The organism is Acinetobacter sp. YH12227, from assembly GCF_013417785.1.
GTDB classification, from domain to species: Bacteria; Pseudomonadota; Gammaproteobacteria; order Pseudomonadales; family Moraxellaceae; genus Acinetobacter; species Acinetobacter gandensis.
Genome location: NZ_VPDH01000077.1, coordinates 1 through 15,555, shown reverse-complemented (window position 1 = coordinate 15,555; position 15,555 = coordinate 1). Strand labels below are relative to the sequence as shown.

Sequence of the window (15,555 nt, the reverse complement as noted above, 5' to 3'; positions counted from 1 at the left end):
GAAAGTTGGGTGTATTTCTTCATTGTGTGCTTTCCAATTGCGAGTTGAAAAAGTCTAATGATTCTATGAATACACCTAACTTTTTCAACTAACTACAAATGTGTTGCACTTGGGATTTGAATCTGCGGTACTTAAAATTTATTTTAATTCTGTTTTTATAACGCCCCCATATGATGCAACTAAGTTCATAGATGAACTAAAATATCACTACCCGAGCAACATTAATGCCACAATAGAATTCGAACCGATTCTCCCGCAATGGCTATTGTCGTTACTTCCATTTCAATGCGGTAATCCTCCTGTTTTTTCAGCACACATCAACCAAAGTTAAAAGTAAAGTGTACGCCATTTGAGGTGGCTTCCTTTGTTTGCTTGGTATAGTCTTTCATGGTAACAATGAATTTGCTGGAGGCAACTCACACATCAACGGTATTGAATCATTCTGGTCTTATGTCAAAAAAGACTGAGAAAGTTTAATGGCATCGCTTTAGTATCATGTTTGAAGAGCGTGTAACCAAGTATTTTTAAAACGGTATTTACACAGAATTATTTACACTCTCGTTTCTTCATTTGAAAATTATGTTGCTGAAGAAGATACTAGGAATAGTTTTGTGCAACAAAGCTTATCTATTTATTTAACCCTACGTAAATGCGTTTTGCCCATCCTTCTAAGTCATCAATAGCAACTTGTTGTCCTTCATCAATACGTGGGTGATTGAATCTAGCCTGACGACTTGCTATTTCTTTAATGAAACTAATTGGCCAGTTAAGAGTATTTTGAACTATATATTTGCGAATTTTTTCATAATTTTTTTCCCAACAATTCATATCTTTTATTGTTAACAATTGTGTTGACAGACGATTTGCATTATCGGATGTATCAACTTCGAGTAAAATGAAATGCTGACCTTGATGCAGAAAATGTACTTCAGCAATACAGCGTGGATTATTATCGGACTTTAGATGTTTAGTAAACCCCTGTACTGTAGGCAAAATTTTTGAAGTCAATGAATATTGTATTCCATACTTTTCCTCAAGTTTATAAAGCATCTGCATAAAAGCGGAGAAACGGTCTAGATATAAATGGGCATCATCAGTTTGATCCTTCGCACCCTCAAAATCACCAGCTTTAACTGTACCGCCAATTCCTGGTTCATCGGCATTTACATCACCAATTAATTCATCAATATACTCTTTAGCATCATCCACGATAATAGTATATGAAAGTAATAAAGTGTCATCCTATATTGTGTGTAAGTATTTCTTTTTATTGATATTAAATTTGAATGATATTTGTTAAAATATCATACTATAGACAAGGCTAATCTAAGTATAATTCTATTAAAATAAAAAAAGTTTCATACCAAAATTCCAATATGCTGAAAATAATGAATATATTTTCTTTTTTTTGAAACTTGGTATGAAACTTTGTTACTAAGTATTATTGTTTATTACTTAGTATTTAACTTTATTACTCAAAAACAAATATGGATTTATCAGCCAAGGTCTGGCGATATACAGGTGAAAAATGGTCTAGACAGTCAGAGGAGCTACCAATTCATAGAGTATTTGATTTAGCTAGCCTTTTATGTGCTTCTATGAGTTATGCTAAAAATGATACTTTGCCTATATGTGATGATTTTAAAATTGATCTAACAAAAAACTCTGATCTTATTGATGTTTTAAAAGGTGGAATGTTAAAAGATCAAAAACATTTAGATGAATCTCTCAAAAGATTATCTAAATATTTAAAGACTCTTGGCTATTAAGCATTTCTAAAATTAACATAATACACCTTATACGAAATGTGTAACTCCAAAATAGAAATGTCCGGTTTCTCCAAAGTAAAAATGTCCGCTTTTAGAATATGCACTTTTGCGATTTCCTTAGCGGACGGTTTGATATGTTGGTGTCTATGTCGGATAAAGAACTTAAACGATTGTCGGTCTTGCAGGAAATCTGCGATCAACGCATAACTCAATCCAAAGCTGCGTACTTACTACATATTTTAGATCAATGATATTAACGACGGCTAGAATTAAAAAAATTACTCAAAAATTAAATTAAAGAAGCGCAATACAGCATTAGGCTTCTTTAATTATCTACTGCTATAGCATGATCTTTAGGACTTATATATGTCTTATATTTTTATCGGGATATGGACTATTCATTTAGGCTCTTTAAGAAATCTAATTGATATTGCAGATTTTTTGGAAAATATGGTTCGAAGTAAGGATCAAAATGATCTGCTTCCATTTCAATCACTTTAAGTAATGGATTATTTACTTTTTCTATTTTTTCCGCGACAAATGGCGCAACAGTATCTTGTGTTGCGCCAATAATGAGCATGGGAACTTTGACATCTTTTAAACGTTTCCAAGGACGGTAAAAGCCCATGGTTAACAGAGAACGTGCAGTCACACGATTATCATATTTTTGATCATGTGCATTCAGTGCCAGCTGCAACGCATTCCAAGCCCCATCACGATCCATCGACCCAAATGCTCCTTTTTCAGAGATGGTCGGTATACAAATTCGAGTACCCGGTTTGACAGAGTCAGCCACACCATAGCTTAAAAATTTCAGCATTTGCTTAACGGGAACTGAACGTACCGTACTGACGCCATCCAACATCGGTACTTGAATAATCGCACCCTTCAAGTCTGGATGTTGTGAAACCAGATCAACAACATGACCTCCACCAAATGATGTGCCCCAAACGATAATATGATGTGCATTGACTTGGGGTAAATTTTTTAAATGTGCTAATGCACTATTCACCGTTTTTACACGTCGCCAAGGATTAATATCTTGTCGTGGCAAGCCTCCACTTAAGCCCCAGCCCGGGTAATCAAACTCCATCATGGCATAACCATCCGCCACAAAGTGATTGATAAAAGAGGTCGTCAAAGCACCTTGCACACTCCCCCAACCTCCGACCATCAAAATGGCAGGCAATGCTTTGTCTTCAATCTTTACAGGAACATGAAGTGTTGCAGAGCATGGAATGCCATCCGTTACAAATGTAGATTTAAGGATAGATTTTTGAATATTAGATGTATCGGGATATTTACGGTTCGACATAGAATTTGACCTAATCTCAGATATAACGATGACAACGTTCCATCTTGTTTTTATTTAAAAGTACACCAGAGGAATACGTTTATTTTCATTCATCCTCAGTGCAGCATTCTTGTTGTTTAATTTTCTTGAATGGCATTCAAGATCACTCATTTTAACGATATTCTTGAATCACATTCAAGAAAAATTTACGATGTGGTCTTTGAATTGTTTTGGTACTCGCAATTCAACTTTTTTATAAGAGTGAGAAATTTAATGGCTCGTAATAAGCGCGTACAGGATCGTGAAGAAAAACAAGAAGAGATCATCCATGCTGCGCGTGATTTATTTCTAAACGAAGGCTATGACGCGACTTCAATCAATCGTATTGCACATGAAGCGCAGGTTGCACCCAATACCATTTATTGGTATTTCAAAAATAAAGATGAACTTTTAGTTAGTATTCTAAATGCTGAGTTAACCAAGCATTTGAATGCATATATCTTGCAGTCGACGCAAGATCCTACTGAGCGTTTAATTTGGGTCGTTGAGCAGCTTCAATTAGCGAATCGCTTAGTCAGTACAGTACATGCAAGAATAAAGTTTTCCACAGAACTACGAGAGTGGCATGAAAAATTTCATCTCTTGGTCGAAGGATTGCTGCGGTTAGAGCTACAGACATTGGAGATTGCACATGATCTTATTGAGACAAGAGTAAAAATCGCGGTTTTCACCATTGAAGGACTTCTATCGCATCAACTTTCAGAGCCAGAGAAACGAGAAATTTGTAAGGCTTTGCTTGCAAAGTATTAAGTGAATAAGGAAGAGAAATGAAATAGGACAACGATCTAAAATGCTTCAGCGTTGATCATGTATAGATGAAAGCAGCCGCTTTTTTCGCCCAGGCGGAGCTCGACCGCCCACACAAATAATGGTGGATTTTATCCATAATAATAAAGAGCTGTACGGAGTCGAGGCGATTTGTAGAATTTTACCGATCGCACCTTCAACCTATTACCGGACTCTAGATCTCTGCGAAAATCCAGAACATCGAGCAAAGCGAGATTTACATGACTTGCATCATGCTGAGGAGATTAAACGAATTTGGAAAGAAAGTTCAGGTCGATACGGTGTGCGTAAGGTCTGGCAACAACTGAAACGTGAAGGCTATGTGATTGCACGTTGTACAGTTGCTCGATTGATGCAGAAGCTAGGTATACAAGGTGTTTGGCGCGGTAAGAATAAACAAACTACCCGTAGCCGGGATGACCAAAAACGGGTAGATGATTTAGTGAAACGTAATTTTAGTGCTGATCATCCAAACCAACTATGGGTCGGTGACTTTACGTATATTCAAACTCATTCAGGCTGGGTCTATACCGCCTTTATTATTGATGTGTTTTCACGAGCAATTGTTGGATGGAAAGTATCTACACGGATGAATACAGATATGGTGCTCGATGCATTGGAGCAAGCATTGCATGATCGCGGCATGCCAAAGAATGTGATTCATCATTCCGACAGAGGTGTGCAATATCTTTCCATTCGCTATACCAATCGTTTAGAAGCAGCAAATTTACGAGCATCAGTCGGTACGACTGGTGATTCATACGATAATGCTTTGGCTGAAACGGTGAATGGCTTATACAAAACAGAGGTAATTGAATATCTAAAAGCAGATTGGCAAGGTTTAGCAGATGTACAACTTGCGACACTAAACTGGGTAGATTGGTTCAATAAAAAGCGTGTACACAGTGCACTAGGTTATGTATCACCTTTTGATTTTGAAGCAATGTACTATGATAAGATTAACCCGTTAGGTCAGGTGGCCTAACTTAAATAAAAAAGTCTCCGACAAACCCGGTACGGTTCAATTTAAAATCTACAACTAACTTACGCTACATGTTGTTTAAGTAACCATTGCATTTATCTCATATACAAACAATTCATTCTCTACGCCTTATATAGATTTATCGTTTAAGACTTACTTTTGATCTAACATTTTTAATTATTCATTAACAACATATGTACTTATTTGTTCCATGTAAACAGAACTATAACTGTTATAGAAATTTATCTTTTTTTTGTATCTATCCCTCATTCATAGAACCATGAATAATCACCTACAACCATTAGGTATTTCGAGTAAATCTTATGAGTGATCAAGAACCGAAAAAACAGCAAAAATATGCTGACAGTGAAATTTCTGATAAAGCCTTCAAACGTGCCATTATTTGGTTCGGGATTTACGCGCTATTGTTTTGTATTGGTGTAGCCTTTGTAGTTGGTGCAGATAACTCATATCTACCGTAAGACTTAGAAATTCAAATATTAAAAAGCAGTTAATTTATAACTGCTTTTTTAACTTACTACACAGTTTTATAAGCTCTTATTGTGCTGAATACGGGTTTGCATATATTCACCATAGACAGATAATTTCTCAAAAATATGCTCGGAATAAAACATATCTTCAATAAGTGTTTGAGCTTGTGTAAATTGATATAAACCTAATAACTCTAACAACTTAGCATTAATAAAAGAATACTTTTGGCATAACTCTGCATGCTCGTTATCTTTATTCTTAAATAACAGTTTCAACATATTGATTTTATTTAAATCAAAATTGATAGCTTCAATTTCTGGATGCAGTACTTGTATTTGTACATTTAAAGCGTGTTCTAATTGTTTGATATTATCTTGGTTAATACTTAAACGACTTATACAAATCACTTTAGATACTTTTGAGTTAGATAAGCTATTGATTAAATTATAGTAAAAACAATCAACTTCATTAAAATCAATAGGATCAAGTTGAATATACAATCCCAAACTGTCCAATAAGTCATCAATTTTAATATTTTCAATCAATGTTTCAGCATTATAATAGTGACCCAAAATTGCAGTATTTTCAATCGTTTTTGGTGTGTTATACATCACTTTTTGGTTTAAGTTAGCCAATATCACAGGTGCAAATAAATAGGCCATATTTTCAGCTTTTGCTTGCATATTTTCCTGATTAATTGCGATATAACCCACCTGCTCGACTTGCCTCAAAACCCTTGTTCTCAATAAAGTCGCTTCAATGTGACTATTCTCTTGTTTTAAACGTTTCATTACAGCATCTGAAATGGGTTGATCCACCAGTAATTGGTTTAATACGGTTAATTCACTGGCTACAAACATTTAAAGCTCCATTTCAAGACAAAACACTAATGAATTATGGCGTTGTTGCTAGATAAAACTAGATACAGAAGTCGAATTAAAAGCTATAACAGCGACTAAAATTGAAGATGAATACACAGATAATTTGCAATTTTTAATAGTTATAGCATCAACTGTTATATAAATTTTATTTCTATTGAATTTTTCTTGATATATTTATAACAAACATATGAAGCACATACAGCCATGTATAAATCTGAACAACTTGCAAAGCAAATACGCCATTTAATTGAAAATGGAACGTTAAAAGCGCACGAAAAATTACCATCGCTGCGTGAACAAGTACAGATTTCAGGTTTTAGCTTAATTACAGTAATGAATGCATATCAAGAATTAGAGTCACGTGGCTTAATCTATGCACGGGAAAAATCTGGATATTATGTATCAAATACTATTGTTGACGTTGAATTAGCACGTCCTTTAATTGTTTCACTTAATTCTAAAGTAGAAATTAACTCGCGGGTCTTTCAATATTTAAAGTCAATCCAAGGCGAACATATTGTTCCTTTAGGCTCTGCATTTCCCTCACAGGATTTGGTATTTTCTAAAAAACTCACGCAAATTATGGGGCAAATCGCCCGTAACAAAAAAAGCTATGATGCGATAGATAATTTACCACCAGGTAATTTATCTTTAAGAAAGCTAATCGCGCAGCGCTACTGCATGCAAGGTATTCCAACTGATGCAGATGACATTGTCATTACATCAGGATGCATGGATGCACTCAATCTTTCATTACAAGCGATAGCCTGTCCTGGTGATTATATTGTGCTGCAACAGAATATTTTTTATGGTGCATTACAGGCTGCAGAACGTTTAGGGCTCAAAGTCGTTACAATTCCTGAGCATCCACAGCATGGTTTTGACTTGGAAGCTTTTGAACATATCTTGAAAACCTATCCTGTAAAAGTCTGTTGGTTAATGCTAAATGCGCATAATCCGATTGGCTTTACTGTCAATGAAGAAATTAAACTGAAAATTGCGGAGTTATTACATCAATATCAAGTCCACTTGATTGAAGATGATGTCTATGAAGAAATGTACTTCGGTCAACAAAAACCATTACCAATGAAATACTATGATCAAAATAATTTGGTACTGCACTGCTCTTCTTTTTCTAAAACTTTAGGAGCAGCTTTTCGCGTTGGTTGGGTTTATGCCGGTAAGTATTCTCAGCATATTCAACATTTACAACTCATGAGTACGATTTCAGTCAATGCTTTACTGCAAAATGCCTTGGTTGATTTCATTTCGAATTATCATTATGAAAAACATTTGCGCATTTTGCGTAAGAGCCTACAACAAAATAAATTACAGTTTTATCGGTATATTGAAAGTCATTTACCCAAAGGCTGTAAATTACACTATTATCCCGGTGGTTATTTTCTTTGGTTAAAACTGCCTGAATCTGTCAGTAGCATGCAAGTCTATGAGCAACTTATTCAACAAAATATTGGCATTTCTCCAGGCCAATTGTTTAATGTATCAGAGCAAAAGAGCCAATGCTTACGCTTGAATTGTTCATTTGAATGGAATGAACAGTTCCAACAAGCTGTAGATACCCTGCTTCATAGCATAGGTACCTTTGAAGCTACGTAATTTTTGCAAGCTACTTCCTTTGACTTAATTGACAATTTACATTGTCATGATTAAGATCAGTTCAATATTGTTTGGCACTATAACAGCCTTATATAAGGATATTTACTGCTACACTCATTTCACATTTATATTATAAAACAAAAAAATAGGTTGAATTTTCATGGAAGATAACTCAAATAAGCGTATACATGCCTTTCGCAATGATGTGCTGTCTGACCTAGATGCCGTAGCAATCGCACAACTTATTCAAACAAAACAAGCTTCCGTCCAAGAAATAACAGAAGCAGCCATTCAACGTGCACAATTCGTTAATCCGAGCTTAAATGCCATTGAGTTAGATTGTTTTGAACAGGCTTTAAATAATAAGACTTATATTGAGCATGGAACATTTGCAGGCGTTCCATTTTTCTTTAAAGATAATCTAGATTATCAGGGACTGCCATCGAATCATGGTTCTGTAGCTGTACACGCACGTGCAGCAGCGAATAACCCAAAAATTAGTCAACAATTACTAGATCAAGGTTTTGTGGTATTGGGTAAATCCAAACTACCAGAGTTTGGACTCAATGCCAGTACGGAATATAAGGATGGCACGGCGACTTATAATCCTTGGCATACGGATTATTCCTGTGGTGCATCATCTGGCGGTTCTGCAGCTCTCGTTGCTGCGGGTGTCGTTCCGATTGCTCATGCCAATGACGGTGGTGGATCGATTCGTATTCCTGCGGCATGTTGTGGGCTAATTGGTCTAAAACCGAGTCGTGGTCGTACTTATGACAGTGACGCAGCTCGATCTTTACCAATCAATATCATTAGTGAAGGTGTAGTCACCCGAAGTGTGCGTGACACAGCCCATTTTTATGCAGGTATGGAATCTAGTTATTATAATAAAGTACTTCCGCGCATCGGCTTAATTCATGGGCCATCCAAGCGTCGTCTGCGTATAGGCTTAGTCCCTCAATCCATTACAGGTGTTATTGATACTGAAACTACGCAAACCCTAAAGAATACCGGTGAGTTACTACAAAATTTGGGTCACCATGTGGAAGAGTTAGCCCTACCTATATCAGTAAGCTTTGTGAACGACTTTAGTGAGTATTGGGGCTTCCTTTCGTTTATGCTGACAACCTTTGGTAAGAAAGTCTTTGGCCCCGAGTTTAATCGGAAAGAATTAGATAACTTAACGCTCGGTCTTTCTAACTTATATAAGAAGAATTTTTATAAAACCCCGCTATTTATCTATCGTTTAAAGAAAATGCAGCAGCAATACCGAGATCTTTTTCAGCATTATGATGTGCTGTTATCTCCTGTTCTTGCCCATACCACACCAAAGATTGGCTATTTGTCGCCACAACTGCCATTTGATCAGTTATTTGAACGTATACAGAACTACGTGACTTTTACCCCGATTCAAAACGTAGTTGGTGCACCGGGCATGTCAATCCCGATGGGACAAACAGCAATTGATGGCTTGCCGATTAGTATGCAAATTTCTGCAAATATTGGTGATGAAAAAACGTTGATTGAATTGGCTTATGAAATAGAAGAAGCGAAACCTTGGCGACGCATTCAGGATGTAAGTTAATAATCTTTTATCTTTATTCGGATATTTTATTTAACAAGCTTCATTGAATAATTTATTGAATTGAAGCGACTTGGGCATCACAGTTAAAGATTTAAAGCACTTGAAAAAGTCATTTATAAGCTAAAGGGAGAATCTAGTTCTCCCTTTAGCTTATAGTGATGGTATAGAAAAAAATTCAATCACCAACATCAATGAAAATTATAAGTTAGCCCCGCATATACGCCAAAACCATCTCCCGGGGTCATACGAGCAGGATCATTTCCATTATCGTTATATCCCGGTGTAATGGTCGATGCATACTTTTTGTCGCTGATATTTCTAAAATCCAACCAGGCCAAATATGACTTTTCAGGTTGTGTATAACCGAGTGTTGCGCCCCACGTTTGCCAACTGTCTACATAAAAACTATTAGCATAATCTGTCGGTGCTTTAGAGGCATATATGGTATTTAGCCCTGCATAGAAACCTAAGGGATGTTGATAACGCAGTTCTGCTTGGTAAATATGCTTTGGAATACCAGCTAATTCATTATTATGAAACACTGCATCATTTTTATAGTGAAAATCGTTATAGGTATACGACTGCTTCAGATTAAGCTTGCCCAATGCGTCGTTTTGCCATAATGGACTGTCTAAGCCAATTTCTACACCTTGATGAACCGTATCGGATGCATTGCTTTCAGCAATAATCTGTTTTGGATCTGTAGCAATTTCCACCGCTAAAAGTTCATTTTTAACTTTTGCATAGTAATAAGCCACATTCCATGCGCCAACTAAGCTTTGCCCCCGTCCTCCCAGCTCAATTGTATTAGCTGTTTGCGTATTTAAATGAGTCGGTGCGCTTTGTCGTCCCGTTGCTGGTCCTTGATCTACAAAATAATGATCCGATCCCCAAATTAACGACCAAGGATGCGGCGCTTCTAAACTACGACTGATATTTGCAAACAATTGCGTGTCTAGCGTGTATTGATAACGCACACCAAGTGACGGTAAAAGATTCCACTCGCGATTATTTTCTTTTTCACTTTGAACCGGCCAAGTGACTTCACTTTCACGATGGGTATAGGCCAAGGCTAAGCGGCTATCTAACCAAAGTTGTGAGTTGAGTGCCAAGGCATTACTAGCATGTAGTACATAATCCCCGCCTTGATAGGTGTAATGGCGTGTTTCTGTTCCCGCAGGATAATTTCCAATATTTACGCGCTGACGTTCGATGACTGTGCCTGCTGGTAAATGAGTGGTCGTCCGAAAGCCAATCGTGTTTTGGCTCTCCTTTGCCCAGAATTCACGCTGAAACTTATAATTGATTAAAGTACTGACATCATCATAATCGACATCAGTATTGTAATAGCCTTCCTGTAAATCCATTGGATAATGGTGATAGGCCAAAGCCAATTGCAACAGATCGCCATTTTCCAAGTTTACATTGGTTTTATTTGCCAGCCATAAACTTCCCGGCTGCGGACGATGGTTATTTAAATCAATATTACTGGCCACTGCTTGAGTTGGATCGTCTTGAATTTGCTTTTGAGTAAGACGTCCCGGTGTTTGATGATCGGTTTCTCGATAACGCAGATAAAATCGGGTATCAACATTGTCATACACTTGATAACCGACATTGGTTGCAATGCCCTTACTCTGACTTGAAGAATGATCTTGATAACCGTTATTTTCACCATAGGTTAGAGAAATAAAATAATCCAAATCTCCAATCTGCTGACCTGAGCTTATGGCACTTTTTTGATAACCACGACTGCCCATTTCATGATGCAGTTGCAGTTTTGCCGCGTCTTTACCGATAGGCGTTGCATAATTAATCGTGCCACCCAGACTTAAACCCCCACGCTCTAAACCATTGGCACCACGTAATACCTCAACATGGTCAACCCAAAGTGGTTCGAGCAATTCATACGGCGTACCACCAGGCCCGGTAAATGGAATATCGTCTAAAGTCACATACAGTCCCGAAGCATGGGCGCCCGGTGCACGGTTAATGCCAGAGCCACGAATAGACAACTTGACCCCTTCATTGCCTGAAGATGCTGCATATATCCCCGGTTGATTTTCAAATAAATCTGCATTATTGCTTTTAATGACACTTTGTAGTGATTCTTTGGCAATATAATTGGTTGCCCCACTCAATTTTTCTAATTCTTTTTTCTTTTGAGCCGATGTAGAGATTTTAGCCACATGCACAGTGATCTCTGGCAAGACATTTTCAGATAATCCCGCAGTCGCTGCATCACTTTTTTGATGTGCCAAGGCTGACAGTATCATTAAGCTTAAAACGGAAAGCGGCATTTTATGATTATGAGAAAATTGAGGTACATCCATGATTATGTCTGCTAAGTAAAACTGTATTAACGGCAAGGATTGTAGTGTGTTTTCTCAGCATGTATGTATCAAAATATTTCAAAATTTATAATTTTTACTGATAGCCTATTTTAAATATGTTTATCTAGGCTATTTGTTAAATGAAATAAATCGTATAGCTATAATTTTTGGTCAAAAATATTTTTCTGATTAGTATCAAAATCGTTAAATAAAAAATTCAGCATGCTATAGCTCCTGTTACCGTATCATTGAACCAACTGATAAATGAATAAAAATAAAGATGATCGGCATTAAAAAAGCCAAACCTGATGATGGCTTGGCTTTTTTTTTAAATAAATCAATATCTAGCTAATACAGATTTAAAAGCGTACTGACAAATACTACATACTTAGAAGTTATACATGACCACTGCGTTAACACGGTTATCTTCCCCCTTAGTGCTACCATTCGGCGCAGCACCAAAAGCTTCACGTTCGCCATATACATATTCCAAACCTACACTAATAGGCTTCACTGGGCTGTAAAATAAATTGCCCCATGCTTGCCAAAGATTTTTATTTGCTTTGGTTTTATCGGTTAATGCGTTGATATAGTCAGCATTATTATCCGCTTTCATATAGCCATAGCCTAAAGTGCCATGCCATTGCGCCGAAAGCTGTTGTGTTAAGCCTATGGTAATGGAATCAAACTCATTGGTGGCAATAATGTCTTTATCCACATTGGTAACAAAACCTTGGTTGGTCCAAGAAATAAAACTGCTGTCGCCTTTCACATGGTAATAATCAGCATTTTCAGATAAGAAACCATAACCCGGGTGAATCGCTTGTGCGCCGGTTTGTTTGGCAACTTCTAAAACTTTATCGACATTTAAATAGCTTTGACTCGCTGGGGCTTCACCGATGTAGACTGCTTCATCCGCCAAAGTCACATGCAATGAATCACGATCGGCTTCCGAATAGACCGCAACCGATTGGATGCCTAATTTTTTAAGGGTACGAATGACACGACACGCAATGGCACCACGGTTGGCGATTAAGACTTTATTAAACATGTTATGCGTCCTCGCCTTCACGGATGATCAATTGAATTTTAGTTGGGTTATAAGCATTACACGGGTTATTCAGTTGTGGGCAGTTGGAGATCAGCACGATCAAATCCATTTCCGCTTTAATTTCCACATATTTACCCGGCGCAGAAATACCATCATCAAATTTTAAATGACCCTCAGATGTCACAGGCACATTCATAAAGAAATTAATGTTTGGACCGATGTGACGCACGTTTAAGCCATGCTTTTTGGCAATTGGATGCTGTGACAGCGCAATCATGAAATTGTTACGGCAACTGTGCATTGGAAATTTGTCATGTGAATAACGAACGGTATTACTTTCACATGAACATGCGCCACCTAAAGTATCGTGGCGACCACAGTTATCATCATGAATGGTGGCAATTTTATTGCTAAAGTTGGTGTATAAGGCTGTGCCTTTTTCTAAATAAATCTGCTGATTGATTGCCAGTGTATCGGTTGCGCTATAACGCTCTTCAGGATTTGAAGCAGAGATAAACAGCGTATCCACCGCCTGGTTGCCTTCTAAATCCACAATACGGAAATATTGCCCTTTTTTGACTTCGCACATCCATGCTTCACCGGCAGGACAAACTTCGCTTAATACTGATTTTTCTAATTTCACTAAAGCTGTCATGTTGTATCCTCCTAATTAAGCGCTGAGTGCGTAGTAACGATTGTTGTTTTGAAATGCACGCTGATTTTGTGGACATGAATCACGACATACATCGGTATCAAGTAAAGGAAGTGCTTTAAACAATGAAAGCTGAACATCGGCAGGCGCATATTCCGTGCTGTTATCTAAAGCGTGAGGTGCGGATGATAAGAACACCAAGCAATCCATTTCAAAACGCAGTTCAATCACTTGATTCGTATTATCAGATGCTACATAGCTAAGTTTGCCATGGTCATCCGGTTGAACTTTAGAAAACAAATTTAACGTACTGCTGAGGTCTGTTGCAGATAAACCAAACTTGGTCATTTCAAGCAGTAAAGAATCTTTGCCGTTACGGTACATGTCGTTGCGTGCATCTTGAAAGGTTTTTGAACCAAATTGTTGTTCAATTTGCTGTGCAGTGCTTGGTGCACTGAACGCATCATTCCAACCGTGGTCATCTTTGACGATAGAGACCATCGCGCGACCCAGGTCAGATGCAAGGATATGTCCTGTACTTAAAAATGCCGTATGTTGCCCTTTTAAGCTGTCTGGCATGTTATAGCGTTCGAGCTTGTCTTCGCTATTGACACAGTACAGTGCCACATTGGCATTTTTGCCTAAGGATTGAAGTTGTAATACTGCACCACGCTGAATGCGTGCTGACCAGTGGTGTCCACCCGGTAAACGTTCCGTCCAAAGGACTTGATCTTCGTGATAAGTTATTGTGCTCATGTGCATCCATCCCAATCTTTTACGGTTTACCTCCCGGGCTTTTATCCCTCCGTGTAGCTTGAGTTTGAAACTTAAGCCGTGAACTCTCGGTCTCGGACATACATGAATATTCATGCATCGGAACCCTAGATCACTTTATGATGGGTTAGATAGATGCAAAGGCTGTGCCAGTTTAGTATTACGGTATTTTTATTTCGTATTACTAAAGATGAGTAAAATACTGATATCACAAGACATAGAGCCAAAGGAATAAGTAAATCATTTGGCTAAAAATGCAATACGGATTAATAAATAATGGAATTAAGAGACTTTCAAAAGAAGATAATTTAGTCATGAGCACTCAAGAGGTGCTTATGCACATAGAAAGTGCAGAATTATTTTTTAAAGTGACTTTTTATTATTATTTTTGTTTTAGCCAAATTTTCGCCAGTTTAACTTTATGAATTTTGCTTCAATATAACGCTTAACGAAAACGTCAAAGCCTGAAAAACGAGCACTAAGCCCAAATAACCAAGGTCGCAGCAATAACTACCCAAAACAGTCCCCAGTGATCGCTTGCGACTAGTTTTTCTTTAAAGAAATAGACTGAAATAAGGAGGCTAAATAATATTTCAATTTGTCCGAGTGTTGTGACCAAAGCAACAGACTGTACACTCATGGCAGTAAACCAGCCGAGTGAAGCAGCAAAACTGCAAAAACTAATTTTAGTAATTAAACCTATGCGCTGAAACATTGCAATGAAAGTTGCGGGTTTAAAAATTCCTAAAAAAAGTAGTAAAACACTGCATTGAATACCAGTAATGCTCACTAAGACCCAAGCTGCACGATGTAGAAATGGCAGCATATCTAACTGTAAACTGGCTTGGCGAACTAGTAGCGACGTAATTGCAAAACATAAACCGCTTGCTGTACCAATGATTAAGGTATTCCACGAAAATTTACTATTTTGTAATCCGCCCTTGCTCAATAAAAATATGGCAAAAGCACCAAGAAAAACACCTGTCCAGGCCAATAAACTTAAATGCTCACCCAGTAATGCCACTCCAATTATGGCTGCTAAAATAGCTTCGCTTTTAGCTAGCCCAACGCCAATCGCATAGTTTTTTTGTTTAAATAACTGAACCATCAATATGGTTGCCAAAATTTGGCTTAATGCCGCAATTAATACATAAAAATCTTTGTACACGACAAAAAAAGATAACTCATTGAAATAATGGCATAATACTTGTTTTCTGACGACGAATATGATGACACATTTCAATGAGTTACATCTCATCTTAAACAAATATCTAAAGTG

At 37.4% G+C, this 15,555-nt stretch carries 11 protein-coding genes, 4 pseudogenes, 1 riboswitch and 1 other annotated feature; of the genes and pseudogenes, 6 read left to right on the top strand and 9 right to left on the bottom strand.

Going from position 1 to position 15,555, the window contains the following annotated elements; translation table 11 throughout:
• Positions 1-627: 627 nt before the first annotated feature.
• Positions 628-1,215, bottom strand: a pseudogene (locus FTV09_RS14525) (Tn7-like element transposition protein TnsE); the annotation flags it as partial.
• A 272-nt stretch (positions 1,216-1,487) separates the two neighbouring features.
• On the opposite strand from FTV09_RS14525, the gene FTV09_RS14520 reads away from it, so the two are divergent.
• The gene (locus FTV09_RS14520; protein WP_180058724.1) at positions 1,488-1,769 is read left to right on the top strand and encodes a DUF6530 family protein; all 282 of its coding nucleotides are present in this window, start codon (positions 1,488-1,490) and stop codon (positions 1,767-1,769) included.
• Positions 1,770-2,163: 394 nt separating this feature from the next.
• On the opposite strand, the gene FTV09_RS14515 is transcribed toward FTV09_RS14520, so the two are convergent.
• Positions 2,164-3,084: an alpha/beta hydrolase gene (locus FTV09_RS14515; protein ID WP_180058723.1), complete on the bottom strand. Its 921-nt coding sequence runs from the start codon at positions 3,082-3,084 to the stop codon at positions 2,164-2,166.
• A 252-nt stretch (positions 3,085-3,336) separates the two neighbouring features.
• On the opposite strand from FTV09_RS14515, the gene FTV09_RS14510 reads away from it, so the two are divergent.
• The 3 genes and pseudogenes from FTV09_RS14510 to FTV09_RS14500 all read left to right on the top strand — a co-directional run bounded on the left by FTV09_RS14510 (position 3,337) and on the right by FTV09_RS14500 (position 5,373).
• Positions 3,337-3,873 (top strand): TetR/AcrR family transcriptional regulator, encoded by a 537-nt coding sequence (locus tag FTV09_RS14510; RefSeq protein ID WP_067766742.1) that lies wholly within the window; start codon positions 3,337-3,339, stop codon positions 3,871-3,873.
• Between the two features lie 67 nt (positions 3,874-3,940).
• Positions 3,941-4,894 (top strand): annotated as a pseudogene (locus FTV09_RS14505) (IS3 family transposase); the annotation flags it as partial.
• Positions 3,950-4,066: a sequence feature (AL1L pseudoknot), on the top strand. (Overlaps the previous pseudogene by 117 nt.)
• 320 nt (positions 4,895-5,214) lie before the next feature.
• Positions 5,215-5,373: a hypothetical protein gene (locus FTV09_RS14500; RefSeq protein WP_167348724.1), complete on the top strand. Its 159-nt coding sequence runs from the start codon at positions 5,215-5,217 to the stop codon at positions 5,371-5,373.
• A 66-nt stretch (positions 5,374-5,439) separates the two neighbouring features.
• Here FTV09_RS14500 and FTV09_RS14495 read toward each other — a convergent pair whose 3' ends face one another.
• Positions 5,440-6,243, bottom strand: a complete 804-nt coding sequence (locus tag FTV09_RS14495) for a hypothetical protein (RefSeq protein ID WP_180058722.1) — start codon at positions 6,241-6,243, stop codon at positions 5,440-5,442.
• A gap of 225 nt (positions 6,244-6,468) precedes the next feature.
• Between FTV09_RS14495 and FTV09_RS14490 the strand changes: the two genes are divergently transcribed.
• Both FTV09_RS14490 and FTV09_RS14485 read left to right on the top strand, forming a co-directional pair.
• Positions 6,469-7,881 (top strand): PLP-dependent aminotransferase family protein, encoded by a 1,413-nt coding sequence (locus FTV09_RS14490; protein WP_180058721.1) that lies wholly within the window; start codon positions 6,469-6,471, stop codon positions 7,879-7,881.
• Between the two features lie 160 nt (positions 7,882-8,041).
• Positions 8,042-9,466 carry an amidase gene (locus FTV09_RS14485; protein WP_067766730.1) on the top strand — a complete coding sequence of 475 codons (1,425 nt, stop codon included), beginning with the start codon at positions 8,042-8,044 and terminating at the stop codon, positions 9,464-9,466.
• Positions 9,467-9,654: 188 nt separating this feature from the next.
• Here FTV09_RS14485 and FTV09_RS14480 read toward each other — a convergent pair whose 3' ends face one another.
• From FTV09_RS14480 to FTV09_RS14455, 6 genes and pseudogenes are all read right to left on the bottom strand, one after another.
• Positions 9,655-11,799, bottom strand: coding sequence for a TonB-dependent receptor domain-containing protein (locus tag FTV09_RS14480; protein WP_257222904.1), 2,145 nt, complete (start codon positions 11,797-11,799; stop codon positions 9,655-9,657).
• A gap of 388 nt (positions 11,800-12,187) precedes the next feature.
• Positions 12,188-12,526 (bottom strand): annotated as a pseudogene (locus FTV09_RS14475) (DcaP family trimeric outer membrane transporter); the annotation flags it as partial.
• An 8-nt stretch (positions 12,527-12,534) separates the two neighbouring features.
• Positions 12,535-12,850: pseudogene (locus FTV09_RS14470) on the bottom strand (biotin carboxylase N-terminal domain-containing protein); the annotation flags it as partial.
• Between the two features lies 1 nt (position 12,851).
• Positions 12,852-13,505 carry an urea amidolyase associated protein UAAP2 gene (locus tag FTV09_RS14465; protein WP_180058719.1) on the bottom strand — a complete coding sequence of 218 codons (654 nt, stop codon included), beginning with the start codon at positions 13,503-13,505 and terminating at the stop codon, positions 12,852-12,854.
• Positions 13,506-13,520: 15 nt separating this feature from the next.
• Positions 13,521-14,258, bottom strand: a complete 738-nt coding sequence (locus FTV09_RS14460) for an urea amidolyase associated protein UAAP1 (RefSeq protein WP_180058718.1) — start codon at positions 14,256-14,258, stop codon at positions 13,521-13,523.
• Positions 14,259-14,286: 28 nt separating this feature from the next.
• A riboswitch (guanidine-I (ykkC/yxkD leader) is annotated at positions 14,287-14,398 on the bottom strand.
• Between the two features lie 356 nt (positions 14,399-14,754).
• Positions 14,755-15,384 (bottom strand): DMT family transporter, encoded by a 630-nt coding sequence (locus tag FTV09_RS14455; protein ID WP_257222905.1) that lies wholly within the window; start codon positions 15,382-15,384, stop codon positions 14,755-14,757.
• Between the last annotated feature and the right edge of the window lie 171 nt (positions 15,385-15,555).